At 61.3% G+C, this 25,893-nt stretch carries 25 protein-coding genes and 1 tRNA gene; 18 read left to right on the top strand and 8 right to left on the bottom strand.

Translation table 11 applies throughout. The features are described from left to right. Positions 1-34 precede the first annotated feature (34 nt). From MRY80_RS01010 to MRY80_RS01025, 4 genes are all read left to right on the top strand, one after another. Positions 35-817: a class I SAM-dependent methyltransferase gene (locus MRY80_RS01010; protein ID WP_293287009.1), complete on the top strand. Its 783-nt coding sequence runs from the start codon at positions 35-37 to the stop codon at positions 815-817. Positions 818-848: 31 nt separating this feature from the next. Continuing rightward, a complete protein-coding gene (locus tag MRY80_RS01015) occupies positions 849-1,739 on the top strand; it encodes a hypothetical protein (RefSeq protein ID WP_293287011.1) in 891 nt (296 codons plus the stop codon). Between the two features lie 205 nt (positions 1,740-1,944). Continuing rightward, a complete protein-coding gene (locus tag MRY80_RS01020; RefSeq protein WP_293287013.1) occupies positions 1,945-3,417 on the top strand; it encodes a DUF2793 domain-containing protein in 1,473 nt (490 codons plus the stop codon). A 153-nt stretch (positions 3,418-3,570) separates the two neighbouring features. Next, entirely contained in the window at positions 3,571-5,295 is a 1,725-nt protein-coding gene (locus MRY80_RS01025) for a capsular polysaccharide synthesis protein (protein WP_293287015.1), read from the top strand. Here the strand turns inward: MRY80_RS01025 and MRY80_RS01030 are convergent. From MRY80_RS01030 to MRY80_RS01040, 3 genes are all read right to left on the bottom strand, one after another. Beyond that, positions 5,252-6,676: an ABC transporter ATP-binding protein gene (locus tag MRY80_RS01030; protein WP_293287017.1), complete on the bottom strand. Its 1,425-nt coding sequence runs from the start codon at positions 6,674-6,676 to the stop codon at positions 5,252-5,254. The two genes, MRY80_RS01025 and MRY80_RS01030, sit on opposite strands and share 44 nt — an antisense overlap. Further along, positions 6,666-7,502 carry an ABC transporter permease gene (locus tag MRY80_RS01035; protein WP_293287019.1) on the bottom strand — a complete coding sequence of 279 codons (837 nt, stop codon included), beginning with the start codon at positions 7,500-7,502 and terminating at the stop codon, positions 6,666-6,668. The genes MRY80_RS01030 and MRY80_RS01035 overlap by 11 nt, the downstream gene beginning before the upstream one ends. A 132-nt stretch (positions 7,503-7,634) precedes the next feature. Continuing rightward, positions 7,635-8,606 carry a hypothetical protein gene (locus tag MRY80_RS01040; RefSeq protein WP_293287021.1) on the bottom strand — a complete coding sequence of 324 codons (972 nt, stop codon included), beginning with the start codon at positions 8,604-8,606 and terminating at the stop codon, positions 7,635-7,637. Positions 8,607-8,612: 6 nt separating this feature from the next. Between MRY80_RS01040 and MRY80_RS01045 the strand changes: the two genes are divergently transcribed. Next, entirely contained in the window at positions 8,613-9,134 is a 522-nt protein-coding gene (locus tag MRY80_RS01045; RefSeq protein ID WP_293287023.1) for a glycosyltransferase family A protein, read from the top strand. Positions 9,135-9,197: 63 nt separating this feature from the next. Next, a complete protein-coding gene (locus MRY80_RS01050) occupies positions 9,198-9,587 on the top strand; it encodes a hypothetical protein (protein WP_293287025.1) in 390 nt (129 codons plus the stop codon). A gap of 7 nt (positions 9,588-9,594) precedes the next feature. On the opposite strand, the gene MRY80_RS01055 is transcribed toward MRY80_RS01050, so the two are convergent. The 3 genes from MRY80_RS01055 to MRY80_RS01065 form a co-directional block, all read right to left on the bottom strand. Continuing rightward, on the bottom strand, positions 9,595-10,554 hold the full coding sequence (locus MRY80_RS01055; protein WP_293287026.1) for a glycosyltransferase family 10 fucosyltransferase: 960 nt from the start codon (positions 10,552-10,554) through the stop codon (positions 9,595-9,597). Next, a complete protein-coding gene (locus MRY80_RS01060; protein WP_293287028.1) occupies positions 10,554-11,339 on the bottom strand; it encodes a glycosyltransferase in 786 nt (261 codons plus the stop codon). The genes MRY80_RS01055 and MRY80_RS01060 overlap by 1 nt, the downstream gene beginning before the upstream one ends. An 88-nt stretch (positions 11,340-11,427) precedes the next feature. Then, a complete protein-coding gene (locus tag MRY80_RS01065) occupies positions 11,428-11,634 on the bottom strand; it encodes a hypothetical protein (RefSeq protein ID WP_293287030.1) in 207 nt (68 codons plus the stop codon). A 69-nt stretch (positions 11,635-11,703) separates the two neighbouring features. On the opposite strand from MRY80_RS01065, the gene MRY80_RS01070 reads away from it, so the two are divergent. From MRY80_RS01070 to MRY80_RS01105, 8 genes are all read left to right on the top strand, one after another. Beyond that, positions 11,704-12,474, top strand: coding sequence for a glycosyl transferase family 90 (locus MRY80_RS01070; RefSeq protein WP_293287032.1), 771 nt, complete (start codon positions 11,704-11,706; stop codon positions 12,472-12,474). A gap of 130 nt (positions 12,475-12,604) precedes the next feature. Next, positions 12,605-13,381, top strand: coding sequence for a hypothetical protein (locus tag MRY80_RS01075; protein WP_293287034.1), 777 nt, complete (start codon positions 12,605-12,607; stop codon positions 13,379-13,381). Next, entirely contained in the window at positions 13,378-14,889 is a 1,512-nt protein-coding gene (locus MRY80_RS01080; protein WP_293287036.1) for a hypothetical protein, read from the top strand. Before MRY80_RS01075 ends, MRY80_RS01080 begins: the two co-directional genes overlap by 4 nt. Positions 14,890-14,908: 19 nt before the next feature. Continuing rightward, entirely contained in the window at positions 14,909-16,147 is a 1,239-nt protein-coding gene (locus MRY80_RS01085; RefSeq protein ID WP_293287038.1) for a glycosyltransferase, read from the top strand. Positions 16,148-16,165: 18 nt separating this feature from the next. Then, positions 16,166-16,447 (top strand): PqqD family protein, encoded by a 282-nt coding sequence (locus MRY80_RS01090; protein ID WP_293287040.1) that lies wholly within the window; start codon positions 16,166-16,168, stop codon positions 16,445-16,447. Next, positions 16,435-17,259 (top strand): hypothetical protein, encoded by an 825-nt coding sequence (locus tag MRY80_RS01095; protein WP_293287042.1) that lies wholly within the window; start codon positions 16,435-16,437, stop codon positions 17,257-17,259. The genes MRY80_RS01090 and MRY80_RS01095 overlap by 13 nt, the downstream gene beginning before the upstream one ends. A gap of 44 nt (positions 17,260-17,303) precedes the next feature. Then, complete coding sequence (locus MRY80_RS01100) at positions 17,304-17,477, top strand: hypothetical protein (RefSeq protein WP_293287044.1); 174 nt, start codon at positions 17,304-17,306, stop codon at positions 17,475-17,477. Positions 17,478-17,529: 52 nt separating this feature from the next. Then, positions 17,530-18,618, top strand: a complete 1,089-nt coding sequence (locus MRY80_RS01105; RefSeq protein WP_293287223.1) for a glycosyltransferase — start codon at positions 17,530-17,532, stop codon at positions 18,616-18,618. On the opposite strand, the gene MRY80_RS01110 is transcribed toward MRY80_RS01105, so the two are convergent. Further along, positions 18,605-19,708, bottom strand: a complete 1,104-nt coding sequence (locus MRY80_RS01110; RefSeq protein WP_293287046.1) for a nucleotidyltransferase family protein — start codon at positions 19,706-19,708, stop codon at positions 18,605-18,607. The two genes, MRY80_RS01105 and MRY80_RS01110, sit on opposite strands and share 14 nt — an antisense overlap. Before the next feature lie 218 nt (positions 19,709-19,926). Then, positions 19,927-20,001: transfer RNA gene (locus tag MRY80_RS01115), tRNA-Gln, on the bottom strand. A 343-nt stretch (positions 20,002-20,344) separates the two neighbouring features. Between MRY80_RS01115 and MRY80_RS01120 the strand changes: the two genes are divergently transcribed. From MRY80_RS01120 to MRY80_RS01135, 4 genes are read left to right on the top strand one after another with little or no spacing between them, the layout of a single operon-like run. Continuing rightward, complete coding sequence (locus MRY80_RS01120) at positions 20,345-21,076, top strand: polysaccharide biosynthesis/export family protein (protein WP_293287048.1); 732 nt, start codon at positions 20,345-20,347, stop codon at positions 21,074-21,076. Positions 21,077-21,133: 57 nt separating this feature from the next. After that, a complete protein-coding gene (locus MRY80_RS01125; protein WP_293287050.1) occupies positions 21,134-23,476 on the top strand; it encodes a polysaccharide biosynthesis tyrosine autokinase in 2,343 nt (780 codons plus the stop codon). Between the two features lie 43 nt (positions 23,477-23,519). Then, entirely contained in the window at positions 23,520-24,599 is a 1,080-nt protein-coding gene (locus tag MRY80_RS01130; protein ID WP_293287052.1) for a hypothetical protein, read from the top strand. 2 nt (positions 24,600-24,601) lie between these two features. Then, the gene (locus tag MRY80_RS01135) at positions 24,602-25,879 is read left to right on the top strand and encodes an O-antigen ligase family protein (RefSeq protein WP_293287054.1); all 1,278 of its coding nucleotides are present in this window, start codon (positions 24,602-24,604) and stop codon (positions 25,877-25,879) included. Positions 25,880-25,893 lie beyond the last annotated feature (14 nt).

Raw genomic sequence — 25,893 nt, forward strand, 5'->3', positions numbered from 1 at the left:
CAATTCCTGAAGAAACCTGACGAGGCCGCCATCCATGAACGACGATCAGGATCCTTCATCGAATCGCGACGACGAGGCGGCCAGGAAATTCGCCGGTCAACTGGACGTCTCCCCGGCACTGCATCAGCAGGATTTCATTCTGACGTTCCTGCTGGAAAACGCCGCGTTCTCTTCGCCCGCTCTCGCCTACCGGTATTATTTCTACAATGGCCGGGAGTCAGCCACGAGCCTGAGGAACATCATCGCGGGCGAAGGTCTCGACCCCGATCAGGAGTTCTCTCTTCTGGAATTCGCATGCGGCTACGGATGCGTCTCCCGGCACATGGCAAACATCTTTCCGCAGGTGAACCTGGCGTGCTGCGACATCCACGACGAGGCAATCGAGTTTCTTGGCAACGAGCTTGGGTGTCGATCCATCCTGTCGAGCCACAGTCCCGAAACGCTTGAGATCGACGAGCAATTCGAGGTCGTCTTCGCCCTCTCCTTCTTCTCGCACATGCCGAGGACGACCTGGTTGCGCTGGCTTCGCGCCCTGCTCGCCCGGGTCAAGCCGGGGGGCATTCTCGTTTTCACCACGCAGGGCCTGGAGAGCGCACGCGTGTTCCTGGGAAATCCGGCCATTCCTGATGACGGCTTCTGGTTCAGGGCCGACAGCGAGCAGAAGGACCTGGATACCGCGGAATACGGGCAGACCGTGGTTTCAGAGACATTCGTGCGGTTCCACATCGAGCAACTGCCCGGCGCCGAACTGAGCGCGATCAGACCAAAATTCTGGTGGAAGCACCAGGATACGTGGATCGTGCGCCGAACCGAATAGCCGTTTCACACCTTCAACCGCAGCCTCGTCCATGAAACTCTTCTTCCATATCGGCATCGGCAAGACCGGCACGACGACGATCCAGCATCAGTTGCTGACGTATGAGGCCGACTTGGCGCGCCGGTCGATTCTAGTTCCCCGGTCGGGGCGCAGCGAGCATGGCGACCACCACCGCCTGGCCACCTATCAATTGCCGGAAATGTCGGAGGCGCTTCAGGGCCTCTATCGCAAACTCATCGCGGAACTCGACGGAAGTGACTGCGAGACCGCCATCTTCAGTTCAGAGCAATTCTGCTTTCTTCGAAAGCCCTATGTCCACAAGCTGCGGGAGCTGCTCTCGCATCACGAGATCAAGGTGGTCTTCTATATCAGGAACCAGTTCGACCTGATCGAAAGCACCTATCTGGAAATGCTGAAATGGCCGCGCGACTTCGGCGGTTTCAAGGGCTCGATCACGGATCTCATCCGCAAGGGGCATGCCGCGTTCAGCTTTCAGGATCGCCTCAATCCCTGGGAGGAGGCGTTCGGCAAGGGCAGCATTATCGTGAGGGTCTATGACAGCCCGGCGGTGAAGAAGGACATCACACGGGACCTGTTTTCCGTCATCGGCGCCAGCGATCTGGACGTGGTCGCCGGCGCGCGGAAGAACGAGTCGCTCATCCCCGAGTTTCACGGCCTGATTGAGCTCATGGACGAAACAGGCATCGAGGCCGACACCCGCCGCAAACTGATCGCGGAACTGGTTTCGCTGTCGAGCAAATTTCGGCCAATTGCGCAGGAAACGCTGCTTGATGCCTCATTGAGGGGTGAAGTCCTCGCCGCTTATCTCGAGGCCAACCAGCGGTTTGCGGCGAAGTATCTGTCCCAGTCCGATCAGGCGACCTTCATCGAGGCGTTTCTCTCCCGCGCCGAGCAAGGCTGATTCCGCAGCGACAACCGCTCGCCCTGAATATGGTGGGCAACAATGGCGCACTCGCGTGAGAACCGCGCTTCCGCCGCGGTTAGAACAGGCGATTTTTCAGGTCCTTATCGTGAGAAGTTGAAACGCCTCGGGCGCTTTCGGGAAAGCGTTCAATCCACCAACTTGAACCCCATGGAATGCTTTCGCGACAAACGCGGAGACGTCCATGGAACGCAGCAGCAATCTCGACATGCCCTTCATCCTGCCGTCGCAGGCGCAGAAGCATGTGACGCACAATGAAGCCCTCCTGAGGATCGACGCCCTGGTTCAGCTTGCGGTCGTCGGCAGCGATAGCGGTGTGCCGCCCGCGGAGCCGGCAGAAGGCGAGCGCCACATCGTCGGCGCCGCTGCGACTGGCGATTGGGCGGGGCACGAGACCGAGATTGCCGCGTTCCAGGACGGTGCCTGGACCTTTCATGTCCCGCAGAGCGGCTGGTGCGCATGGAGCATCTCCGACGCCGCGCTGCTGGTCTGGACGGGAACGGAATGGAGCAATCTGGTGGCAGGGCTCGTCAATCCCGTGGCGCTGCTGGGGGTCAACACCGTTGCCGACGAGACCAACCGGCTCGCCGTCAAGGCCGACGCCGTGCTCCACAGCCATGACGACGTGACGCCCGGCAGCGGGTCGGCGCAGCATGTGATCAACAAGAACGCCGAAGCCGATACCGCCTCGATCGTGTTTCAGACCGGATGGAGCGGACGGGCGGAATTCGGGCTCGCGGGTGACGACAAGCTGCATGCCAAGGTCTCCACCGACGGTGCGAGCTGGCGCGAAGCCATGGTCATCGACCCTGCGAACGGCTTTGCCGGGTTCGGCACCGCGAGCCCGATCGCGGGCGTTTCGGTCGAGCGCACAACCGGACTGCTGGCGGCCTTCGTCTCGGACAACGCGTCCATCGCCAATCTCGGCGGGGCGGGCATGGTGGGTTACATCAAGGAAACGCCGACGCTGGCCGATGCGCGACTGGGCTATCTGCTGTTCGGGTCGCGCGGCGGCGGCGGCGTCGGCCTTCACCCCTGCGGCATCCAGGGCCTGGCCGATGCCGCTTGGATCGCCGACACCTCCTATCCGGCCTATGTCAACGTGCTCACCACGCAGAGCGGCTCCACAGGTCGGGTGGCACGATGGCGGTGGGAAGCCGGCGGGCATTACCGGCCGGAAACGGACAACAGCTACACGATCGGCGACGCGTCGCACCGCGTCTCGGCCGTCTGGGCGGCGAACGGCACCATCCAGACGTCAGACGCCCGCGACAAGACCGTCACCGGCGGACTGGACTTCGCCGGCGCCATGGTCGATGCCGTCGATCCGAAGCTCTTCACCTGGATCGTCGGCGGCAATGTCGTGGTGCCGAGTGCCGAAGAGACGCAGGAGGTCGAGGGCGGGGAAGTCGTCCCGCAGACGGAGGTCGTCGCGCAGCCCGGCACGCGCGTTCACGCGGGCTTCATCGCGCAGGACCTGAAGGCGGCCATGGACGCCGCCGGCGTCGATTTCGGCGCCTGGGGGCTGGAAGACAAAGGCGATCCCGACAGCCGCCAATGGACTCGGCCCGACCAGCTGATCGCGGTGCTTTGGGCCGCTCTGAAGAAAACGCGCGCGGAGGTCGCGGCCTTGCAGGAGTATCTTGATAGCGAATGAAACGAACGGCCTTCCGCGGCGAACAGTGTCGGATATCCTCACAAGGTGGACATTCAACAATGGCCTTGGTTTGACTTCCCGGCGTATGTATTGCCGATATCTCCGTTGGTTCCGGAGGCGATCGATCGTCATGACTTGAGAGGGCCGTAGCAAGTGACACCCCGGATTATCTGGACCCTCTGGTTTCAAGGGTGGGAGAACGCGCCTGAGCTGGTCAAGCAATGTGCTCGCTCGTGGGAGATCAAGAATCCCGGGTGGTGCGTTCGTCGGCTCACGCGTGACGATTTGCCGGAATTGCTGCCAAACCAGGCCCAGCCGTTGGAGAACCTGCTGGACAGCAACGCGCCGTTGGAAGCGGTCAGCGACATCATCCGAATCGAACTGCTGGCACGCTATGGCGGCGTGTGGGTCGATAGCACCACATACTGCGTTCGACCGTTGGAAGGCTGGATAGACGAAGCCTCGTGCGAGGGCTTTTTTGCCTTTGACAGGCCAGTCCCCGATCGAATGCTGTCAAGTTGGTTCCTTGCAGCAAACACCGGCTCCTACATCACAAGGAAATGGCGCGATGCGACCCGCATATATTGGGCAGATCGAAAGGAACCGGATCACTATTTTTGGTTTCATCGGCTTTTCGCAGAGACGTACCAGGCCGATACGCATTTCAAAGCGATATGGGACAAGGTGCCAACATTGTCCGCTCGCGGCCCGCATGCCGTTCCTCAGTCCAACGAAGCCCTGCGAGCGCCGGTGAATTCAACTGCAAGGCTGATCGTCGAAACCGCTCAGACCCCGCTCCTGAAACTGACGCACAAAATGAATCATCAGGGCGTACCGGGGAATTCCATCTACCGATATTTGTGCGATGAGATCGACAGGCTCGAAACGATGAAAGGCCTGACGAAAAAGGACGAAGAAGGACCCGCGACGACCCCGCCGAACATATTGCTCACTTGGTTCGGAACCTTGGAGAAACACGGGACAATCGGCGATCTTCTCGCGGTCCAAAGTGTTGCGGCCCGGCTTCGCGCTCAAGGAGTCAAGTTCAAACATTCAAGCGCGACCAGCCCCGCCGGCATCCTCGGCGAACATGTCGGCTGGCACGAAATCGATCCATCGTCCGTGGATATCCTCCTGTTTGTCTGCGGACCGATAATAGATGGCCACCCGATCGTCACAGAGGTCATTCGCCGCTTTCCAAATGCCCTCAAGGTCGGGGTTGGCGTGTCACTCTTCCCACCGGATCACGAGAGCTTCGTGGATCCGTTCGATGTCGTTCTTGCGCGAGAAGGGCGTTCCACACGTTACGAAGATGTTGCGGTCATCGCGCCGAGTGAACCCGTCGACGGGCCATCAGGGGATCGCGGCACATTGCGCGTGGGCGTTTCGCTCAGCCGGCCTCAATCGGAATTCGGCGCTGAACTCTGCGACACAGATCAGGTTCGCAAATGCATCGATACGGCTCTCGCCAAACTGCGCATGGCATACGGGGTCGATGTCGTCGAAATCGAGCATCGGCTTTCGGAGAGCGACCTATGCCCAGCCCAATATGACAGCATCTATGCGGACTGTGATCTTGTTCTGACCTCCAGATTTCATGGCGCCATGATGGCGATGCGCAACGCCGTACCGTTCATCGCACTTGATCAGATATATGGTGGCGCGAAGTTGATTTCGCTGCTGGGCGACCGCGACTGGCCACATGTCTACAGTGTGCCTTTGGATGCAGAAAAGATCGCAAATGCAGCCATGACCATTGTTGGAGCGCGTGATTCATGGCGCGACGCTCTCCTGGAGTGCGCGGACAGCATCAAGGCAGAGGCCAATGAGACGCTCAGCGCTTTCGATGATCTTCTTGCTCAATATCGCAAAACGTGAGCGCTTGAATGTTCGAAAGGCCAATTGCAGTCGAACCAGGTTCCGGCGCGACGCGAAAGGCTATGCACTCCACCAATTTGTGAAGCCACCCCTTGTCGGAGCCAATGCGCCCATACACGCCGCAGCTCGCAAGATAAAAGCCCGGAGTGAGGCTACAGTCGAATTCGGTTCGGACAAGCACCGAAGATCCCATCGGAACTTGTTCCATCATTCTGGTTGCCGCACGCTCAGTTGAATTCCCGGCAACGACGATTCCGCTGACATTCTTGAACAGCATCTCGAAATCGATCTGAGATGCCTCTGTCTGGAATTCGACATGGAATTCGAAAGCATACCGTCTTCCCATCCGGAGAACGTTGACCTGGTCTCCGTTCAACGTCGCTATGCGCGGATTGCGGATACGAGCGCCGCGTTCTTCACGCGCCACCATCGATTTCGAGATCATCCCGGGTTCAAACAGATCTGCACCATCATCGGCATCCCGCGGGCCATCCAACAGTTCGTCTGAGGTACTTGCCTGTAAGGTCACCGGCACGGCCTTGGCATGGGTGTCTTCCGAAGGCGGCATGTTATCCGACATCGCGGCAATTTGAGCACGAATGGCGCGAGCTGAATGTTCGCTCGCATTGATCAATCGCTGATACTGACCGACCACCGCTTTCGGCCTGCCCTCCAGGATCTTCTCGCCGCGATCGAACAGAACGGCGCGGTCGCACAATTGCAGGACCATCTCCGCGGCGTGAGAGACGAAGAGGATCGTTCCGCCCATGTCCTTGATGTCCTCAATGCGTACGAAACACTTACGCCGAAACGCCTCGTCGCCGACCGCCAGCGCTTCATCGACGACGAGGATCTCCGGATCGGCATTGACCGCCACGGCAAAGGCCAACCGGACGTACATGCCGGAGGAGTAGGTCTTGACCGGCTGGTCGATGAACTCGCCGATATCGGCGAAACGGGCGATGTCGTCGAAGCGGGCCTCGACCTCCGCACGCGTCAGGCCGAGGATCGCGGCATTGAGACGGACATTCTCGCGACCGGTGAATTCCGGGTTGAACCCGGCGCCAAGCTCAAGCAATGCCGCCACGCGCCCGTCCACCTCGACCGAGCCGGAGGACGGCTGCAGCGTGCCGCAGACGATCTGCAGCAGGGTCGACTTGCCGGAGCCGTTGCGCCCGATGATCCCGACCGTCTCGCCGCGCGCGATGTCGAGCGAGACGCCGTTGAGCGCGGCGAAATCCCTGTAGTAGCGACGCGGCGCGCGCCCGATCAGACGTTCGAAACGCGGCACCACCATCTGCTTGAGGCGGTCCTCGGGGCGATCGAACATCAGGTAGTGTTTCGAAACGTCCCTGACACGAATTGCGATGTCAGACGACATCGGCGAAGCCCTTCCGCGTCTTCTGGAAAAACAGATATCCCAGGGCGGCTACCAGCAAACCGACGATCGCGTAAAGTGCGAGCGTCGCAAAATCCGGCAGTTCCCCGAACAAGGCGACCTTGCGCAGTTGTTCCACCGGCACCGCGATGGGGTTCAGATAGACGAAGGGACGGAGCCATTCCGGCAGAACCGCGACCGGGAAGAACACCGGCGAGAGAAACAGCATGGCCGTCGACAGCGGCCCTGTCACCTGGCTGATATCGCGCAGATACGTACCGAGGCTCGACAGGATCCAGGCGATCCCCAGCAAGACGAAGCCGTAAGGCACGATCACCAGCGGCAGCAGCAGCGCCGTGAAGTGAATGCCGCCCTGGACAGGCAGCATGAAGGCGAACAGCACCAGCAGGCTGACCAGCATGTGAAACAGGGCGGACCCGAGAAGGACTGGCGGGAAGATTTCGAGCGGAAAGACGACCTTCTTGACGTAGTTCTTGTTGGCGATGACGAGGCCGGGCGCCTGATTGATCACCTCCGAAAACGACTGGAACACGATCAGGCCCGCAAACAGCGTGATCGCGAACGCGCCCATAGAGGCATCCTCGCCCTCATCGCCCCAGCGCGACTGGAACACCATGCCGAAGACGAAGGTGTAGACGGCGAGCATGAAGAGGGGCGTCAGCATCGACCACAGCATGCCAAGCGCCGAGCCGCGATAGCGGCCCGCGATCTCGCGGCGCACGAGCGAATAGGTCAGCCACAGGCGACCCGATCCGAGCCCCGTCGGAAACCTGCCTTGCGCCGAACGTGCCGGACTCTTCTGGCTCATCACCCCCCATTTCCGCTCGCGCCAACGTGCCGCGAACCTGGCCTTGAATGCTTCTGGACCGATGCAGGGGCCGTTTCAAGCCGTCACGTGGAACGCGGAGAGGCAAACCGCCTGTCCCGGTCCGCGTGATCTTCAGCCGCTGAACATGGCGCTGGTTCGAATCTCCACCGCGCGCGGCAAAGCGCCTCCAGAGGCGTCGCTGGCGCTGATCAGGCGGTCGGCGACGGCAAACAGGTTGTGCTCCGTCATCACGCGTCGGCGCTGCGCGCGAATGCCGTCGTGCAGATCGTCGAAATCCGCGGTCTCGATCAGATGCTCGATCGCCTGCAAGGCCTCATCGACCCTGAAGAGATCGATGTCGAGGCGCGCGCGCGCGTCGAAATCCTCGGCCGGGACCTTGCCGCCGGCATAGATCGGAAAGCAGTCGCCGAGATAGGCGTCGCCGAGTTTCTCCGTCCAGAACCCGTCGATCGTGTTGTTTTCCAGAACGACCGTGAAACGGTAAGGTGCGAGGCCGTCGGCCTTCTCCTCGATCGCGCTGAACCCGTTTCCGAAATGGTCGATCTGCGCGCCGAACCGCGTCTTCAGCGCTTCGACGAACCGAATGCGCAGCATTTGCTGCATGGTGAAGGTCTTGGCCGAGCAAACCACCGAAATCAGTTGCGATTTCTTCTTGTCGGCAGCCAGCTCGCGCCATGAGAAGGGCCGCGACTTGCCGTAATGCCAGGGAAGCGAAGAGTGGCTGCGGATATGGTGTCCGGCATATCGCGGAAGCGCGATCGGACCGACGACTGTGCCGAACTGGTCGAGATAGTTCGTCGGATATGTCTTGATTGAGGGCGGTTCGCCCAGGAACAGGATACGCCGTTCGACCGGCACAACGCTGCGCAGGCCGGCCGGCGGCTCATCGCAGACGACGAGCCATTCAGAGCCCCACCCCGAGGGCTCGGCAGAAAAGGCGGTGCGGCCGAACACGCCGTCGCGGCCGGGTGTCTGGCGAAACCAGGTCTCGACGGGACCGTGCTCGGTGGCGAAATGCGCCCGGCTGGCGATCTCCGCGGGGTCGAAGTAAATGTTGGACCAATCTGATCGACTGTCGAGCATGGGAGTGTGTGGTTGAGCCGTCGAAGTCCCGGACGTGTCACTGTCCTCATGCCGATGCGCAACGCCGAGACCTTCCTGGCCAGCGCGATCAACAGCATCCTAAACCAAAGCGAAGCCGACTTCACCTTCCTTGTCGTCGATGATGGTTCATCCGACGCGAGCCTGTCGATCGCCGAAGAACTGGCCGACGAACGCGTGAAGATCGTTCAGGACGGGCGTCATCTCGGGCTCGGCGCCCGGCTGAACTGGGGTCTCGACCATGCGGAAACCAGGTTCGTCGCCCGCATGGACGCCGACGACATGGCGGCTCCGCACCGCCTGTCGCGACAACTGGCGTTCATGGAAGATCATCCCGAGGTGGGCATTTGCGGTTCCTGGTACCGGATCATGCAAGCAGGCTCACCACCGACGAATGTCACGCTGCCGCTGGATCACGCTCCATTGCGCGCCAAGACACTGTTCGACAGCCCCTTTGCGCACCCCACGGTCATGTTCAACATGCAGCACCTGGATGCGGCCGGCCTCTGATATTCGCCAGATGCCTCACATGCGGAAGACTACGATCTCTGGGAGCGCGCCTGCACGAAGACCGTGTTCGCGAATGTGCCGGATTTCCTCCTCTTCTACCGCGTTCACGGCGCACAGGTCAGCGCGGTGCACGGCGATCTGCAACGCGAGGTCGCCAACAGCGTTCGCCGTCGCGCGCTGCAGCGTCTCGGCATGGAGCCCTCACCGGCGGAGACGGCACTTCATTGCGACTATGCTTCCGACATCGACATGGAGAGCGCCGGCCGTATCAAGGCCACGAGGCGCTGGCTCGGCAAGATCGAGGGAACCGCGAAACGGCGCGGCGAGCCAGCAATCGCGACCGAATGCGCGCAGCGCTCTAGGCAATTGAACCGACGGTTGAGACGGTACAATCAATTGCTGCTCGCGGACACCGCCGGGAAGCTCGGAACTATGCTTCGCAAGAGAATATGAGGTCGGGTCAGGAGCGCCAGGGCCATTGCCAGCGCCGCACCTGCTCAGCGGATCGTGCGGCCACGATTTCGCAAAGGTGCCAGAACGGTTCCTTTTCGGCGTCGGACAAGAGCTGCCTGAATTGCGGCGACAATCCCCTTTCCCGCCATCGGAAATACTGCCGATAGGCCTCGTCGTCGCTGTCGAGCCAAGTGAGATATTCCGCCAGTTCGGCCGGGCCGGCGAATTTCGACGCGTTGATGAATGAATCGCTGGCGGGTGCGAAACTGTCGGCATTAGGGGCGCCGAGATAGACGGGCACGGACCCTGCCAGAAGCGGGTCGAAGAGCTTCTCGGTGACGTAATCGACGGCGATCGAATTCTCGAAGGCGATGCAGAACTTGTAGCTGCCGATCAGCGCGCGTTTCGTCTCACTGCCGCGGTCTTCGAGGGGAAACTGCCTGTTGTTCATGAACCGGCCATAGGAATGGACCGGTATCCGGTTCATCAGTTCGCGCGCGAGAGGAATGCGCCCGCTGCGATCGATTGAAGCGGACTGCAGCATGACGACCGGCGCGTCCGCGGTCTTGTCCGGCAGAGGGGCCGACACGGCATCCTCGAACGCCGAGGCCCACGGCAGATACGAACACCACACGTCGGACGAGCGGCGATAAGTCATGGTCAGATCGAAGGCGCCCATGAAGTCCCGGTCGCGAAGCAGCGGGTAGTTGACATCGCTTTCCATGGACCAGGCGACCCATAACTGGCCGCGGCGCTTGCGGAGGCGGGGCAGCTTGCGCATCGACGGCACGTGAAAGACCACTGCAGCCGCCTTGGAATAGGCCCGCCGATCCGTCGTGAAGATGCAACCGTCGCAACGGGCAAGCGACCGGGTGTCGGGTGGGCGGCCGAAGAAGTCGTTGTAGAAGAGGATGACCGGCCTCTCTCGGCTGTCTCCGCTGCGCGCACCGGGGCCTAGTGCTCGCATCACTGTTCGCCCCATTTCAGGAGCTTGCGCAAGCGCGTGATCCGCGGCCCTCGCTCCGGCCACAGGAATTGCGACTGGCGCGACATCATGTCGTTCAGTGTCTCCGCCATGAACCGCGCCTGGTCTTCAGTTTCGATGACGAAGTCGCGGCCATAGTCGATATGGCCGAAGACGCCGTTGTTGGTGCCCATGAACCCCAGATGCTGGGCATAGGAGCGCCGCGAGACGAGCACGCGCTTCCCCATCGCGACCAGTGCGGCGACTGCCGGCGCATCCCAACCCGACGCGCCTTCATCGCTCGATTGCGCAAGCGCTCGGTCCAGCAGGCCCGCATCCCAACATGTCGCGGTGCCGCCAGCGCTCGATTTCTCGACCAATTCACCGTCCATCTCGCGCTTCACCGCGTGCATGGTGGAATTGTAAAGGCCGAGAAAACCATCCGTGCGATCGAACACCCGTTCGGTGAATTCCAGGAATGACGGCGAGAGAAGCATGTCGCTGTCGAGGATGATGATCCGTCGCGCACCGGCTTCAATGCAGTCGCGAAACAGCCGCACCTGGCTGGCGTCGGGGCCGAGGTTGCGGTCATTCCGCACGACGCTGTCGGCTTGAGGAAACAGGGACGCGATCTCGCGGGCGTCGAATTCGCAGCTGGCGTCATCGCGAATGAAGATCCGGTAGCGATTAACACCACTCAGCTCGCGCAGGCTCTTCGAGAACGCCAGCAGATGACGCACACGGTTGAATGTCGGGATCGCTATGATGTCCCTTCGATCCCGAAACACGAAAATCCACTCCCTCAACGGAACCAACTTGATGCCGGTTGTTGCAAGCAACCGCAAGTTCGGTATCCATTCACGGCCGCACATGCCTTCATTCGTCTCCGCAGATCACGAACCCCGCTGAATGCTGAACCCCCTCATCCGTCGCCACCGCCTCCAACGCCGCCTGACCCGCCAGCTCCGCAAGGCCGGTGTTCGGATTGACAGCCTTCGGATCGCCGATTCCGGGGGCGGGCCGCGCCACCGACTGGTCTTGGGCAAGAGCGGGGGACGGCTCGACATCGGCGTCAATTATCAAGCCATGTTTTCCAAGCCGGGACTGGCAGACACGCTTCGACATCGCGCAGGGGCCATTATCGAGCCCTTCATGGGTTCGAGCCTCCACGAAGCGATCGGGGATATTTCCGACGGCGAGGAAAGCGGCGGCGGCATCATCAGCTTCTCGTCGTCGAATCCCGACGCCATCCTCGTTCCCGACGCGATTTTCCACGCGTCTCAGGGCTATGCCTCATTGCGTGCCGCTTCCGCGTCGTGGGTCACCGGCTGGCAGGCACGCAAGGAAACGATCGTCTGGCGCGGATCCACGACGGGGGTCGGGACGATATCGAATGCGGAGATGAACCCTGCGGATGCCAGTCTGCTGCCGCGCACACGCATGTGCCTGATGCTGCGCGGATCGCCCGGGGTCGATGCCAGGATCGTCGGCATCGCGCAAAGCGACGACCTCGAAGGCGACCGATCGCGGCTCGATCACGCAGGCGTCCTCGGAAACCACATCGATCCCATGACCTGGCTCGCGCGCAAATTCGCGATCGACATCGACGGCAACACGAACGCCTGGTCCAACCTCTTTACCCGGTTGCTCGCCGGATGTTGCGTCATCAAGATCGCGTCACCCCACGGCTATCGGCAATGGTACTACAATGCTCTGGAGCCCTGGCGCCATTTCGTTCCCGTCAATGCCGACTTCTCCGACCTTCACGAGAAAATCGACTGGTGTCGCGCCCATGATTCGCGTTGCGAGGAGATTGCGGAGGCCGGGCGGGCCTTCGCCTTGCAGCGGGAGTTCGCCTCGGAAATGAAAGGGGCGGTCAGAACGCTCGAGCGTCATTCGGCGGGAAAGGGAGTTGGAGCGTGAAGATGCGAGACGCCCCGACGTCTGCACCCCGGACTGCGTCGGTTGACATTGCTATCTGGCAAAAAGCACCGTTCCGGGAGGCAACACCTCACTGCAACCAATGGCATCACGAGAGCCTGGAGACCGCGCATTGAATACCGGCCCTGACGCGAGCCTTCCCTCGGTGGTGATACTGACGCCAGTGAAGGACGCCACGCCCTTTTTGGAGACCTACCTGAGCGGTCTCGAAGGGCTGTCATATCCGCGCGAGCGCCTGTCGCTTGGCATGCTGGAGGGCGACAGCGTCGATGACACGTTTCAGGAGATCGAAAGACTGAAACCGCGCCTTGAGCGACGGTTCGACCGGGTCACGCTTCGCAAACGGGATTTCGGCTTCAAGATGCCGAATGGCGTCGTCCGCTGGGCCCCGGCCTATCAATTGCAGCGCCGTGCAGTGCTCGCGCGCAGCCGCAATCACCTTCTGATGCATGCGCTCGGCGATGCGGAATGGGTGCTTTGGCTGGACGTTGACGTGATCGAATACCCCAAGGACCTCATTGAAGCGCTGCTTTCGGCGGAACGGGACATTCTCCATGCACACTGCGTCAAGCAATATGGGGGTGCGACCTTCGACCTGAACGCCTGGCGCGACAAGGGCAAGCTCGTCATGAACGACCTGCGCGGCGCCGACACGCCGGTGCGGCTCGACGCCGTCGGCGGTACCGTGCTTCTGGTGCGTGCCGATCTGCACAGGGATGGCCTGATTTTCCCCCCGTTTCGCTACGGATGCGAGAGCCCGAAGATCCGCGACAGCCACCCGGTCTGGGGCAAGGGCGAGGTCGAGACGGAGGGTTTCGGCATCATGGCGCACGACATGGGCGCCCAGTGCTGGGGTCTGCCCGACTACGAAGTGCTGCATCACGAATGACAACTGACGCAATGACCGAAAGACCTGACGACCGCAGCCGGACCGATCGCAACTGGCGGGACAAGGAAGACCTTCCAGGCTCGGGACGCGGAATCGTGATCTGCGCGGGCGGACTGCAGATATTCACCAATGCCTGGGTGCTGGTCCGGCACCTGCGCAAGGTTCTCAGATGCGAGCTGCCCATCGAAGTCTGGCATCTCGGCCGTGAGGAGATGTCGAGCGGCATGCGCGGCATGCTTGAGGACGAATGCGCCCAGGTTGTCGATGCGTTTTCGCTCCTCTCTCGATTTCCGGCGCGGATTTCCGACGGGTGGCAATTGAAGCCGTACGCGCTGATGACATCCGGCTTCCGCGAGGTGCTGATGCTGGATGCCGACAACATCCCTGCCCGCGACCCGACATTCCTTTTCGATCATCCCGCGTTCGCCGAGTACGGGGCAATCTTTTGGCCCGACGTCATCGATCTGTCCGAGCACAACCCCATCTGGCAGGAACTCGGTCTGCCTGCTGCCCGGCGAACATCTTTCGAGACGGGCCAGATCGTCATCGACAAAAGCAGGCACCGTACTGCTCTCAAAGCCACACTTGAATTGAATGAGGATGCACAGCGCTTCTATCGCCTCGTCTACGGCGACAAGGACACGTTTCTCGCGGCGTGGCTCAAGACCAGGTCTCCGTATCTGCTCATACCGCACCGCCCGTTCACCGACCGGTATGTCAGCTACCAGCGTGACTTCGACGGCGAAGCCCTCTTCCAGCACCGGTCGAACGGCAAGTTTCAATATGACGACAAGCAGCCGTCCTCGCAGGCCTTCGCGTATGAAGCGGAATGCAGCGAGAGCCTCGGCGAGTTGCGACGGATCTGGAACGGGCGCTACTTCGAACCGCCAACACGATCGCCGTCGGCGATCAGGATTGAAGAGAACCTCGCAGGGCAGTCGTTCATTGTTTCGCGCTCGGGAGAGGAAGACCGGACGATCGAATTGCTCGCCTACTGGCAGATCGGCACGGGTCGCGACCACGACCACGAGAACTGGTACGTCGCGGAGACGGAGGCAGGCGATCCCATGTTGCGGATCATGGATCGCCACCGCGTCAGGCACGAATTGCGCCTTCGGGAGGACGGCCAGTGGGTGGAGACAGACGACGCGGCGTCGGCTTTGTGCTTTTCACCGATGACTCCTGACGCCGGCGGCGAGATTCGACGCCACACGACGGGTTTCTTGCGGGCGGTCGTGGCGGCGGTGGTTGTCGGTGATGAATTGACGCCGGAAGCGGAAGAGGAGTTGCGCGTTACCCTCACGGTCCTCTGCAAGGCCGACCCGATCGTCATCGAGGATCTGGCGGCCTACGCCGAGCGTGCGACTGATCTCAGTGAACCCACCCAGCAGGGGCTGCAGAGGCTTGCGGTCGAGTTGAAGCGCGTCGTCGACGAGCGGCCGCGCCGCACGCCGCTGGACAGGCATGCCGAGATCCTGTTCGACCGTCGGCACTACGTCCGGCCCTGAGCCGGATGGCAACTGTCGGATGAAGACGCTCTTCATAGCCCCCATGCTGCCGGATGACGCGGGCAACGGCCTTGCCATGCGTATGGGGACGTTCCTCGAAGCGCTGAGCGAACTCGGCGAAACCGACTTGCTGGCGGTGCCGGTATTCGGGTCAGGAACCGGCGAGAGCACGCTTTGCCGCCGTCTCGGCATCGAACCGCGAATCATCGACGTCGCGGGGCGCCTCGAAACGCATTTCGCCCTGCTTCGAAACCTGCCCGATCCGGAGGCACGCCTTGCGGCGTTCCGGGATTACGGCAAACCGTCGACCACGGCCGGCCTGTCGGTTCCCGTCATGCAGGACATCCGTCAGTTCGCTGCCGAGCGAAGCTACGACCTGATCCACGTAGCGCGCTCCTATCTCCTTCCCGTCATCGATGCATGGCCGAAAGGAGAGAGGCCGACAATCTCTGTCGATCTGGACGAAGACGACGCCGAGACGCATCGCCGGATCGCCAGCCTGCACTCGCTTCGCGGCGACGCCTACACCGCGCGATGGCTTGAAGCCGAAGCGCAGGCTTACGAGCGGGTGACCGCCCAGTGGCTACCCGCGGCGGACATCGCCCAGATCGCATCCGAAGGCGAAAGCGGCACGACTGCCAACCGCCACGGCATTCGACCGACAGTCGCTGTCAACACCGTGTCGGTGCCGCCCGAAGTTAGGCGCGATCCTGTAGAACGCACCCTGCTCTTCGTCGGCGGCTTCGGGTATTTTCCCAATCTGGACGCCGCGTTTTGGCTGCTTGAGGCGGTGCTGTCACGGACCCGTGATCTCTGCGGAGACACGGTGTCCATGACGATCGTCGGGCGGAACCCGCCGAAGCGGCTCCGCACGCTGGCAGAACAGTCGGGCGTCGAATTGCTCGCTCCAGAGGGCGATCTCGCTCACCTCTATGCCCGCGCCAGCATTGCCTTGGTTCCGCTTCGCGCGGGCGGCGGATCAAGAATCAAGCTGCTGGAGGCCGCCGCGCATCTGGTACCGATCGTCGCCACCTCTGCGGGCGCCGAGAATTCGGGTTTCGTCGACGGCGAGGACATCCGCATCGCCGACACCGCCGAGGCGATCGCCGAGGCATGCCAAGCGATCTGGAACAATCCCGGCCAGACCGCGCAGATGGCGGCCGCCGCGAGACGCCGCGTTGAGGCCACGCATTCGCGCCAGGCGATGATATCGACACTCAAAAGCTATTTTGCTAGTCAGCTTGGCGTTCCGGTTTGAGCATCGAGGAGACGCGTCTTGAATCTTGATATGTCGGCGCGCTACGTGCAGACCCCCAATCTGGAGATCAACGAGGCCCCCGACGGCTACGTGATCTATCAGTCCGATCCGGATCGCGTCCATTTCCTCAACACGACGGCTGCCGTCATGCTCGAACTCTGCAATGGCGAGCATTCGTTGCAGGACATCGCCGACATACTCCAATCCGCGTATGAACTCGACGCCGCGCCGATGGAGGAACTCTCTGCCTCGGCCTCGAACTTGATCGCCGAGGGCCTCATCCAGCCGTGCACAGGATAATCGTCCGCACGCTGACGCGCGAACTCAGACTGCATACAAATAGCGAGGAAGCCGCAGTCGACCTCGCTTATGTCGGCGCGGACCCGGTGATGCCCGGGCGCGACTTGCAACCAATCGATCTGACGGTCGAGGCGACAGGCCCCTTCTTCCGGGTCGACCTACCCGGTTTCAAGCTCATCGAAGGATCGATCGAAGAGGTTGTGGGCGGCGTGTTCCGCCTGCTGGCCGCCTGGCTTCTGGATGACACGCGAGGTTTGCCCCTCATGCATGCGGGTCTGGCCGTGATCGAAGGCCGGCGATTCGTCTTCCTCGGCGACAAGGGGTTCGGCAAGACCACGTTGATTCTCAGCCTGATCGAACGGGGAATCACGGTGGAGGGCGACGAGCACATCGTGCTGACGGCTGACAGCGCTATCACGAGACCGCGCCGGCTTCACGTCAAGGAGACCTCGGTCGACCTTGTTCCCGCGTTGCGCGACGCGATCCTCGCCTCTCCCTCCATGGCCGAATGGACGGGCAATCGAGTGTTCGCCTGCCCGCCGTCGATGCACGGCGCATCCTGGGAGATCGCGGAAGCCCCGATCGACCATGTCGTCTTCGTTACGCCGAATTTCGGCGGCTCATCGATTCTCTCTCCTCTATCAAGGGATGAAGCCTTTGCGCGCCTGATGGAAACCGCATTCCTGCCATCCGAAGGCCGAGGCAAGGCCGTCGCCCGACTGCGAAAACTCTGTATCGACGCGAAAAACTGGAATCTGCAGTCGGGAAATCTGGATCAGGCCCTCAAACACTTGCGAGCTGTGGCCAATTGAGTTACCCCAACCAGTATCAACACTGAAGAAACGGACGGTATGCAATGAGTGATGAGCGCCTTGACAAACTCCTTCTCAAGGTTCCGGCTTCGCGTCGTAAGGTCGTGAAGGGACTTCTGATCGGCGCATTTGCCGCTCCGATGGTGACCTCGTTCCCGATGGACGGACGTCTGGCTGTCGATCAGGCCATGGCTGCTCCCAACGGCACGACGTCCTGACGCCGTTTTCGGTTTCTACGCCTGACATTTGAAGATTTCCGCCGCCCTTATCGTGCGAAACGAGGCCGCCATGCTTGGTGGCTGCCTCGAATCGCTGAAAGGGCAGGTGGATGAGGTTGTGATCGTCGATACGGGTTCGACGGACGCAACATGCGAGATCGCACAATCCCACGGCGCCCGGCTCATGCATCACGCATGGACCGGCGACTTTTCCGAGGCGCGCAATCGCGGTCTCGACGCAGTCAGTGGCGATTGGGTTCTCTACATCGACGCCGACGAACGGCTCGTTCCCCTGCCCGGTTCCTCGCTGCAGGATATCGCCTCCGCATCAGGGCATGCCGCCTTCCGGATGAAATTCAGGCCGCGGGTCGGCTATTCGCCCTATAGCGAATTGCGCCTGTTCCGCGCCGATCCGAGGATTCGCTTCGAAATGCGCATCCACGAGCGCATCCTGCCCAGCGTCATCCGGGTTTGCGAAAGCGACGGTCTTTCCATAGGCGAGACCGAGGCGGAACTCCAGCATCTGGGCTATGAAGGCGACCAATCGCACAAGCACGAGCGCAACCTGCCCCTGCTGGCACGCGCCGTCGAGGACGATCCCGACCGGGTCTATTACTGGTGGCATCTCGGCGAGACGCTGGCGGCGATCGGAAACACGGATCAAGCCGAGGCGAAGCTGCGCGAAGGGGTCGAGACCGCCAGGCGAACCGAAACGCATCATGCGCTCATCGAGGCCGTCCTCGCCGTTCACGCACTGGCGCGCGTGTACCAACAGACCGGCAAGGCCGACAAGGCGCTGAGCGTTCTTGACGAGGGCCTCGCAATCCGCCCGGGCGACCCTGCGCTTCGTCTTCTCAAGGCTCGGTCACTGATCGATCTCGGACGCCATGCCGAAGCACTGCCGCTGCTAGCAGACCTGCCACTCGACGATCCCGAGACCTTTCATGATCCGGATGCGGCCTATGACCTGCGCATCTTCGGCGAATGGGCCAACGACCTGATCGGCCTCGCCCAGTTTCGCCTCGGTCGCTTCGCAGAGGCGCGGGACGCCTATCTGGCGGCTGCGGAACGCTCCAGCGACCCCGACCAGCATCGCGTGAAGGCGGCTCTTGCCGCCGCCCGCGCCGTCAGAAGCGCCTGATCTTCGGAAGCATCGAAGCGATCACCCTGGCGCGAAGCACCTGGCGGCGAACCAAGTTGCCACCCCCGTCGATCCGGCGCAGTCGGTCGCCTGCCCAGGCCAGGCGTATCTCTTCTCCATATCCCGGATATTTCCAGATTGCCTCGCTGCGGACGGACAGGACGGTCCGCGCCTGCTCCGCAGCATCCTTCCTGACCGCGAACGGCGCATTAACAGGCATGGAGTAGAACAGCGCCGCTGCCGCGACCCAGAGATCGAGCACCGCGGCGAGCCACGGATGAGCCGACGCGCGCGCGACAAGCCTGTGCCGCTGTTCCTCAGTCAGTTCGCCGGCGGCCCAGGCGAATTCGTGAAGTCCCTTGAGACTGATGGTGCCCCGCGCGAAGGCGCTGTGGCCGATATGGTGATGGATGAGGGCGTGGAGCAGATGGGTGGCCGGGTCGAGCAGGCCAACCGACAGCCCCCCATCGGACGACACAGTCGTGGCGCGGGCCAGTTCTTCGGTCGGCAGCAGGCGCTCCGCATAGCGGTTGCCACCGCGCCTGTGGATTTCCATCCAGCCGCTCAGCCTGGCATTGTAAAGCGGCGTCAGATGATGACGGTGCGGACGGTGCGGCAAATCCGGGTCTGGATGATACCCCTCCGCAACCAATGCCTTCTGGGCCGCATGCGCGGCATCGGAGGGCACCAGCAGATCGATATCACGCATGTAGCGCCAGGCCGGTTGGCCCGTCCACAAGGACTGAGCCCCCTTCAGCAGGATCGGCTCGATCCCCTGCCCGTTCAGGACCGACACGATCTCGCGGAGGAGTTGCGCCATCTCCTCCCGCCGGGCGTGGTGCGAAGAAAGATATTGCTGCAGCGTGTCGGCCGGGCCCGGACGCCCCGGGCTAGACGGCGGCACCAGCACGTTCTCCAGAAGCCGCTCCGCCAGGACGGAGAGCAGCATGTCCTCCCCGGCAAAAGCCGTCAGATCCCGCAGCACACCAGGAACAAACAACCGCGCGCGCAGAGGCGCGAGCTGATCTGGGCGAAGATCCAGGGACAGACATTCGCCCAGCAACCATGGTCGAACGGGATCAGGCGTCATGAACAGAGTGCCCGAGCGGAGACGTCACAAGCGATCACGTCGTGCTGCATTGATGTCTCACCCCCGGACCAAGGTTGGCTTTGGCCCGAACAACTCTTCCGCCGTGGGTGTCGGGCCGAATATCGGTCTACATTGATCGTCAAAGCGGGGAGGTCAGGCATTTGAACCATTCGGCCGGCGGCACCGGATCATGCGGAGGCGCGAACGCAAAGTGATCGTGGCTGGGGCGGCTGGATTCGAACCAGCGCATGGCGGTACCAAAAACCGCTGCCTTACCGCTTGGCTACGCCCCAACGTGATGTTCGCGCAGCGTTGCCCCGCAAACATGTTCCGCCGGTATATTCGAGCGGAACCGGCTGTCAACCGTCCTTGCAGGTGACACTGGCATATTGGGAACGCCTTCGGCGTGACCAACTCGCGACGGTCACACCGCACAAGCCAATTTTCCGACGGGCTGACCGTGGCACTCCATCTCTTGACCGTTCCAAGACCGGCGACCGGCCACGTCCCTGCCGTATTTGCCTGAAATTTGGGTGTTTATCTCGCCTATGGTGCGATGGTAGAGACTGCGAAAAGCACAGACCTGTATTGGGGAACGGTTTGCTGAAGGCCATTGATTCTGCGAACGGAGGGCAAATGCTGCGGCTGGTGATTGCCGGGCTCGCGACGCTTGTCCTGTGTGCCTGCAGCAGCACTGGTGCGTCATTGGAAGACGCAGCCAATTCATATGCAGGGAACGGGTCATCAGGCGAATTAAGACTCGTCCCGGTGCTGCCCGCTCCGGCCAACACCAACAACGGGCTCGAACAGCGGCTCGCGGCGAACGACCTCATCAAGGTCGATGTGTTTCAGGTCGACGAATTGGACAGACAGGTCCGAATCGACCCGCAGGGCCGCATCAACCTGGCACTGATCGGAATGGTGGAAGCCGGCGGCAAAACCATTCAGGAGCTGGAAACAGGGATCGAGCAGGCCTACGGCGCAAAGTATCTACAGAACCCAGAGGTCTCGGTCTTCGTCGAGGAGTCCGCCGGCCAGCAGATCACGGTCGACGGGGCCGTGCGCAAACCAGGCGTCTACACCGCATCCAGCACGTCCACCCTTTTGGAGGTCGTCGCAAAGGCTGGCGGTTTCACCGAAACCGCGGATGACCAGAAGCTCTATGTTTTCCGCGACGTCGGCGGACGCAAACTTGTGGCCAACTACAACGTGAAGAACATCCGGAGCGGCAAGGCACGAGACCCGCGCATTTTCGGTGGTGACGTGATTGTGTCGTTCCGATCCGGGTCGAAAGTTGCTATGCAGAACCTGCGTCAGGCCTTGGGAGTTGCGACGAGCGCGTCGTCACTCGCTGTTCTTCCGCTTTAATTTGTCGGTCGCTGACCAGTAACGACATCGACCGGCTCAGAACAAAGACAGAGTGCTGTGAACAAGTTCGAACCAGACAGGCGCGCCTATGACCTGCCCGCTCCGACGCAGCGGGGCGTGGCGTATTATCAGGAGCCGCCAGTCGGATACGGGCATTTTGCCGAAGAGGAAGAAGACAGCCTCGATCCGCTCAAGCTGATCTGGTTTGTCGTCCAGTATCGGTGGCTGATTGCGGCCTTCGCTCTCGCGGGCTTGGCCATCGGCGTCTTCGCCACCTATCTCCAGACACCACTTTATCAGGCAACGACGAAGGTCGAGGTGATCACCCCAAGTGCCAAGGTGATTCAGGATCTCGAGCTCGTCGCCCAAGCATCGGATCTGCGTGCATTCGAGACCGCCCGCGAGAAGATGCTCAGCCGAGACCTCGCCCGGCGTGTCGTCTTCGCGCTCAATCTGACCGAAGACGAGAAATTTCTGGCGCCGACACCGAGCTTCTCGCTGACCAATCTTTTCAATCGGATTCTTGACCGGTCTCCATCGGCGGACCTTGAAGATCTGAGTGCGGAGACGCGCGAGGCGATGGCTGTGGCAAGGGTGCGAGGCGGATTGTCCGTCTCGTTGCTCCGCAACACCTCGATCCTCTCGGTAACCTACAGCCACGCCGACCCGAAATATGCAGCGGAGGTGTCTCGTCAGGTCGTTCGCAGCTTTATCGACCAGAATGTCGACAAGACAAGCGAGACTTCTGACCTCGCCCGCCAATTCATCGAACAGCAGGTGCGTGAGACAAAAGAGAAGCTGCAGGAATCGGAGCGCGCGCTTGTTGCCTATGCCAAGGATGCCGGGATCACGCTGACCGGCAATGACGCCTCGCTGATCTCGGAGAACATCTCGAAGCTCAACGCTGCCCTGGCCGAGGCTCTGCAGGACCGACTGAAATCAGAGGCGTATGTTGACCAGGTCAAAGAGGGAAATGCAGCAACCCTTCCCGAGGTTTTCGAGAGCGACTCGATCCAGAGCACAAAACAGAAGATCGCGGAACTGAGGGCCAGTTATCAGGAGAAGCTGACGACGTTGAAGCCGGGGTTTCCGGAAATGCAGCGCATTCAGTCCCAGATCACGGAACTCCAGAATCAGATCGACGCGGAAATCGGAGCGATCGCACGTGCGGCGGAAATCCGGCTCGCACAGGCTGAGGAACGAGTGTCCGGGCTTCGCAACGAGATCACGAAGCTCGAAGCCGAACAGTCGGAATTTCAGGACAAGAACATTCAGTACACGATCCTGCGCCGGGAGGTTGAATCCAACCGGTCGCAATATGACAGCTTGATTTCCAAACTGAACGAAGTCGGCGTCGGTTCCGATCTGAAGACCAACAACGCCTCGATCATCGATCTCGCAACGGTCCCTGGGATTCCTTACTCGCCGAGCCTGAAGCGGAATGTGGCGCTGACGCTTGCCCTGTTCCTCGCTCTGGCCGCCGGGCTCGTTTATTTGCTAGAACTGATGCGCAACACGTTCACCGTCCCGGACCAGGTTGAAAACGAACTGAAGATCCCGGTGCTCGGAATTCTTCCACGCAAGACGGAGGACGAGATCCAAGTCGAGATGAAGGATCCGAAGTCAGGTCTTTCCGAAGCCTACCGGTCGCTGCGCACATCTCTGCAGTTCACCGGCGTCGGCGACTCCATGCATACCTTGCTGGTGACCTCGCCGGATCAGTCGGAGGGCAAGAGCACGACCGCCTTCAGGCTTGCGCATGACTTCTCAGCGCTCGGCAAGAAGGTGCTGGTGGTCGATGCCGACATGCGCAACCCCCGCATGCACCGTCTCTTCCAGACCGAGAATTCGGCCGGTCTCAGCAATGTTCTGTCGAACGTCCTGCGTAAGGGCGACGTCAGTTCGATCCTGCACAAGACCGCCGATCCACGGATTACGCTCCTGCCGGCCGGTACCATTCCGCCGAACCCTGTCGAACTGTTGATGTCGCAGAAGATGGCGGCGGCGCTGGGACACATGTCCAAGGCCTATGACATCGTCATCGTCGATTCTCCACCGGTGCTCGGTCTCGCGGATGCCCCGGTGCTGAGCCGATTGGCGGATGCGACGCTGCTCGTCGTGTCTTCCAAACAGGTGACCCGCAAGGCCGCCAAGCACGCCTTGGATCGACTGCGGAATGCATCGGGTAATGTTGTCGGCGCTGCGTTGACGAAATTCGCTATCGACAAGTTCGACTACAGCTATGCTTATCGCTACACATATTACAACTATTACAATTACGACAACGCATCGGTAGAGATCGAGGACCATGCAACACGAGGCGCCAAGGGCGATATCGCCGGCAAGCTGGCTCGCGGCGGGTCTGGTCTCGTTGGTCGTTTCAAGCGCCGTTTTGATTAACGGCGCAGCGAACCTCCTTTCGCCGACGAACCCATTACTGTCATTGCGACTGAACCCGCTGCGCTCCGACGAACGGATTGCGATCGCACTCGCGGACCTCGAAGGCGACGGCGTCAGGCCCTTGGTCGAGACCGGCCTCGCCCTTTCGCCGATCGATGCACGTTTCTACAGTTTGATGGGCATCGAAACCGAGCTCGGCGATGATGTCGAAGGAGCGTCTCGCTTCTATCGGTATTCGCTGTCGCTTCTGCCGACGGAAATCCAGGCGCTCATTCGGCAGTTGGCCATCGACGTCAATGAGACGCGGTACGAAGATGCGGCGCTGAAGCTGGAGCTCCTGTCGCGGCGCTGGCCGGACAAATGGAACGCGATCGAACCTGTCCTGCCCTATGTGCTCTCGGACGCGGATGCCTATGCGACGATCATGCAGCGCTTCGGCGACTACCCGCCTGCGCGCACGCTGCTGATAAACAGCCTGACTCGACGGACCGAGTGGGTTCCGCTTGCCTATCAACTCGTCGTGGACTGGCAGGCGCGCGATCCGGAAGGATTGGAAGGCGCGATCGGGCAGGTCTCGAGGGCGTTCCTGCGCGACAAGCAATATGCGCAAGCCTACCTGCTGTTCCAAATGACACGTCCCGAGGGGGCTTCCCCCGGCTTTGTCTACAATGGGGATTTCGCGCGAGACTTCTCTGCCTCGCCATTCGATTGGCAGGTGCGCAGGCAGTCCGGCGTCAGTCTCGAGCGAAAAGGCCAGGGCGATGTCGCTTCGCTTTCGGTCCGGTTTCTCGACAACCCCATCCAGTTCAACAACATACGTCAGGTGATCCGCCTGATACCGGGCGCCTATGAACTGACGCTTGCCTATTCCGGGCGCGACCTCGTCATGCCGAAGCCGATCCAGATCGCGCTGCGGTGCGTGCAGGGCAATGCGACGATCGCCGCCGCCCCCCTGGCCGCCGGAACGTTCGAAAGGCGTGACACGCTCGCTTTCGATGTTCCGCCGACAGGCTGCCCGTTGCAGGAAATCTTTTTTTTCAACGAGAAGCTTCCGATGAGCTGGCAGAACCGGTATCGCGGAACGCTGATGCTCGATTCCGTTTGGATCTCCCGGAGAAGCTGAGCGTGTCTGCCGCCATCACCCCCTCGCCCCGCTATGCCGGTCTCATGATCGTGCTCGCGCTGGTGCTGGGCGGCGGCACCGCCCAAGGATTGTGGACCGATCACCTCATCGAACTGGCGATGATGCCGGCGCTGTTCCTCGGCCTGGCCAATCTCAGAGGTTCCCGGCTCGACGGCGCGGCCCAGCTTCTTGTGCTGCTCGTCATCGGCGTCGTGTTCCTCCAGTTCCTGCCGGCCTGGCGGTCGATTCCCCTGCTGGGAGAGGGAGCAATGGGATTCTGGTCGCCTGCCCCGCAAAAGGCGCTGGAAGCCGGTCTCTTCACTTTCGCGACACTGGGCTTCTTTCTCTATGTGTCCGGGATGGGAGACCGCGAGCGGGAGCGCTGCATCCCGTATTTCTATATTGGCCTCTTCATCAACGCCACGATTGCGATCGTGCAACTGTCCTACGGGCGTTCCGCAACCATCGCCGGCATCCTTCCGTTTGCGATGACGACGGGTCTCTTCGCCAATGAGAACCATTTCTCGAGCCTTTTCTTCGCGATGATCCCGCTTCTCGCCTACAGCCTGATCGTCCGCCGGGAGAGCGTCTTGATGTTCCTCTGTGTGAGCATACTGCTGGTCGGCATCCTGTTTGCCGTCGGTTCGCGCGCCGGGATGGGGATATCGACAGCCATCGCCGTCATTTCCCTGCTCTGGTTCATGCCGGTGAGGAACCGCAAATTGGCTCGGCTCCTCGCGACGGTCGTCGGCGTGCTTATGGTCATCGCGACCATCGTCCTGTTCGGATCGGGCAGTTCCATCGAAAGCGACGCGCGCTGGATCATGTTCTCAACCACGTCCAAGGCGATCGCCGGTCACTGGCTGTTCGGCTCAGGTCTCGGCACATTCACCTTTGTCTATCCAACCTATGAGACATTGGAGAACGTCATTCGGACCTATGCCAACCACGCGCATAACGACTATCTGGAGATCATTCTCGAACTGGGCCTCGCCGGCATCGTTCTCATTGCAGCCTATGTCGTGCTCGTCGCGCGCGGTCTGTTTCGATCAGAGCAATCGGAGACTGCGTTCCTGGCACTTCTCGCGCTGGGCCTGCATTCGCTCGTGGACTATCCGCTTCGCACACTGGCAATGGCGACGACATTCGCGTTCTTCTCGGCTCTGATCCTCACACGCGCAGAAGCGCAGCCCAAGAAGAGATCGCCGAAGCGGTCATCGCGCCGTCGTCGCAGCCGTTCGACGGTCATCGAGCACACACCGGTTCCGGAAGCAGGGTGAAACGAGCCGGCTCA

The organism is Oricola sp. (assembly GCF_022763245.1).
In the GTDB taxonomy this organism is placed as follows: domain Bacteria; phylum Pseudomonadota; class Alphaproteobacteria; order Rhizobiales; family Rhizobiaceae; genus Oricola.

Bases quoted from the DNA above. Each gene is read 5' to 3' on its own strand.
- MRY80_RS01010 (WP_293287009.1), top strand. From the start codon at position 35: ATGAACGACGATCAGGATCCTTCATCGAATCGCGACGACGAGGCGGCC.
- MRY80_RS01015 (WP_293287011.1), top strand. From the start codon at position 849: ATGAAACTCTTCTTCCATATCGGCATCGGCAAGACCGGCACGACGACG.
- MRY80_RS01020 (WP_293287013.1), top strand. From the start codon at position 1,945: ATGGAACGCAGCAGCAATCTCGACATGCCCTTCATCCTGCCGTCGCAG.
- MRY80_RS01030 (WP_293287017.1), bottom strand. From the start codon at position 6,676: ATGTCGTCTGACATCGCAATTCGTGTCAGGGACGTTTCGAAACACTAC.
- MRY80_RS01035 (WP_293287019.1), bottom strand. From the start codon at position 7,502: ATGAGCCAGAAGAGTCCGGCACGTTCGGCGCAAGGCAGGTTTCCGACG.
- MRY80_RS01040 (WP_293287021.1), bottom strand. From the start codon at position 8,606: ATGCTCGACAGTCGATCAGATTGGTCCAACATTTACTTCGACCCCGCG.
- MRY80_RS01055 (WP_293287026.1), bottom strand. From the start codon at position 10,554: ATGCGAGCACTAGGCCCCGGTGCGCGCAGCGGAGACAGCCGAGAGAGG.
- MRY80_RS01070 (WP_293287032.1), top strand. From the start codon at position 11,704: ATGGGTTCGAGCCTCCACGAAGCGATCGGGGATATTTCCGACGGCGAG.
- MRY80_RS01080 (WP_293287036.1), top strand. From the start codon at position 13,378: ATGACAACTGACGCAATGACCGAAAGACCTGACGACCGCAGCCGGACC.
- MRY80_RS01085 (WP_293287038.1), top strand. From the start codon at position 14,909: ATGAAGACGCTCTTCATAGCCCCCATGCTGCCGGATGACGCGGGCAAC.
- MRY80_RS01100 (WP_293287044.1), top strand. From the start codon at position 17,304: ATGAGTGATGAGCGCCTTGACAAACTCCTTCTCAAGGTTCCGGCTTCG.
- MRY80_RS01110 (WP_293287046.1), bottom strand. From the start codon at position 19,708: ATGACGCCTGATCCCGTTCGACCATGGTTGCTGGGCGAATGTCTGTCC.
- MRY80_RS01120 (WP_293287048.1), top strand. From the start codon at position 20,345: ATGCTGCGGCTGGTGATTGCCGGGCTCGCGACGCTTGTCCTGTGTGCC.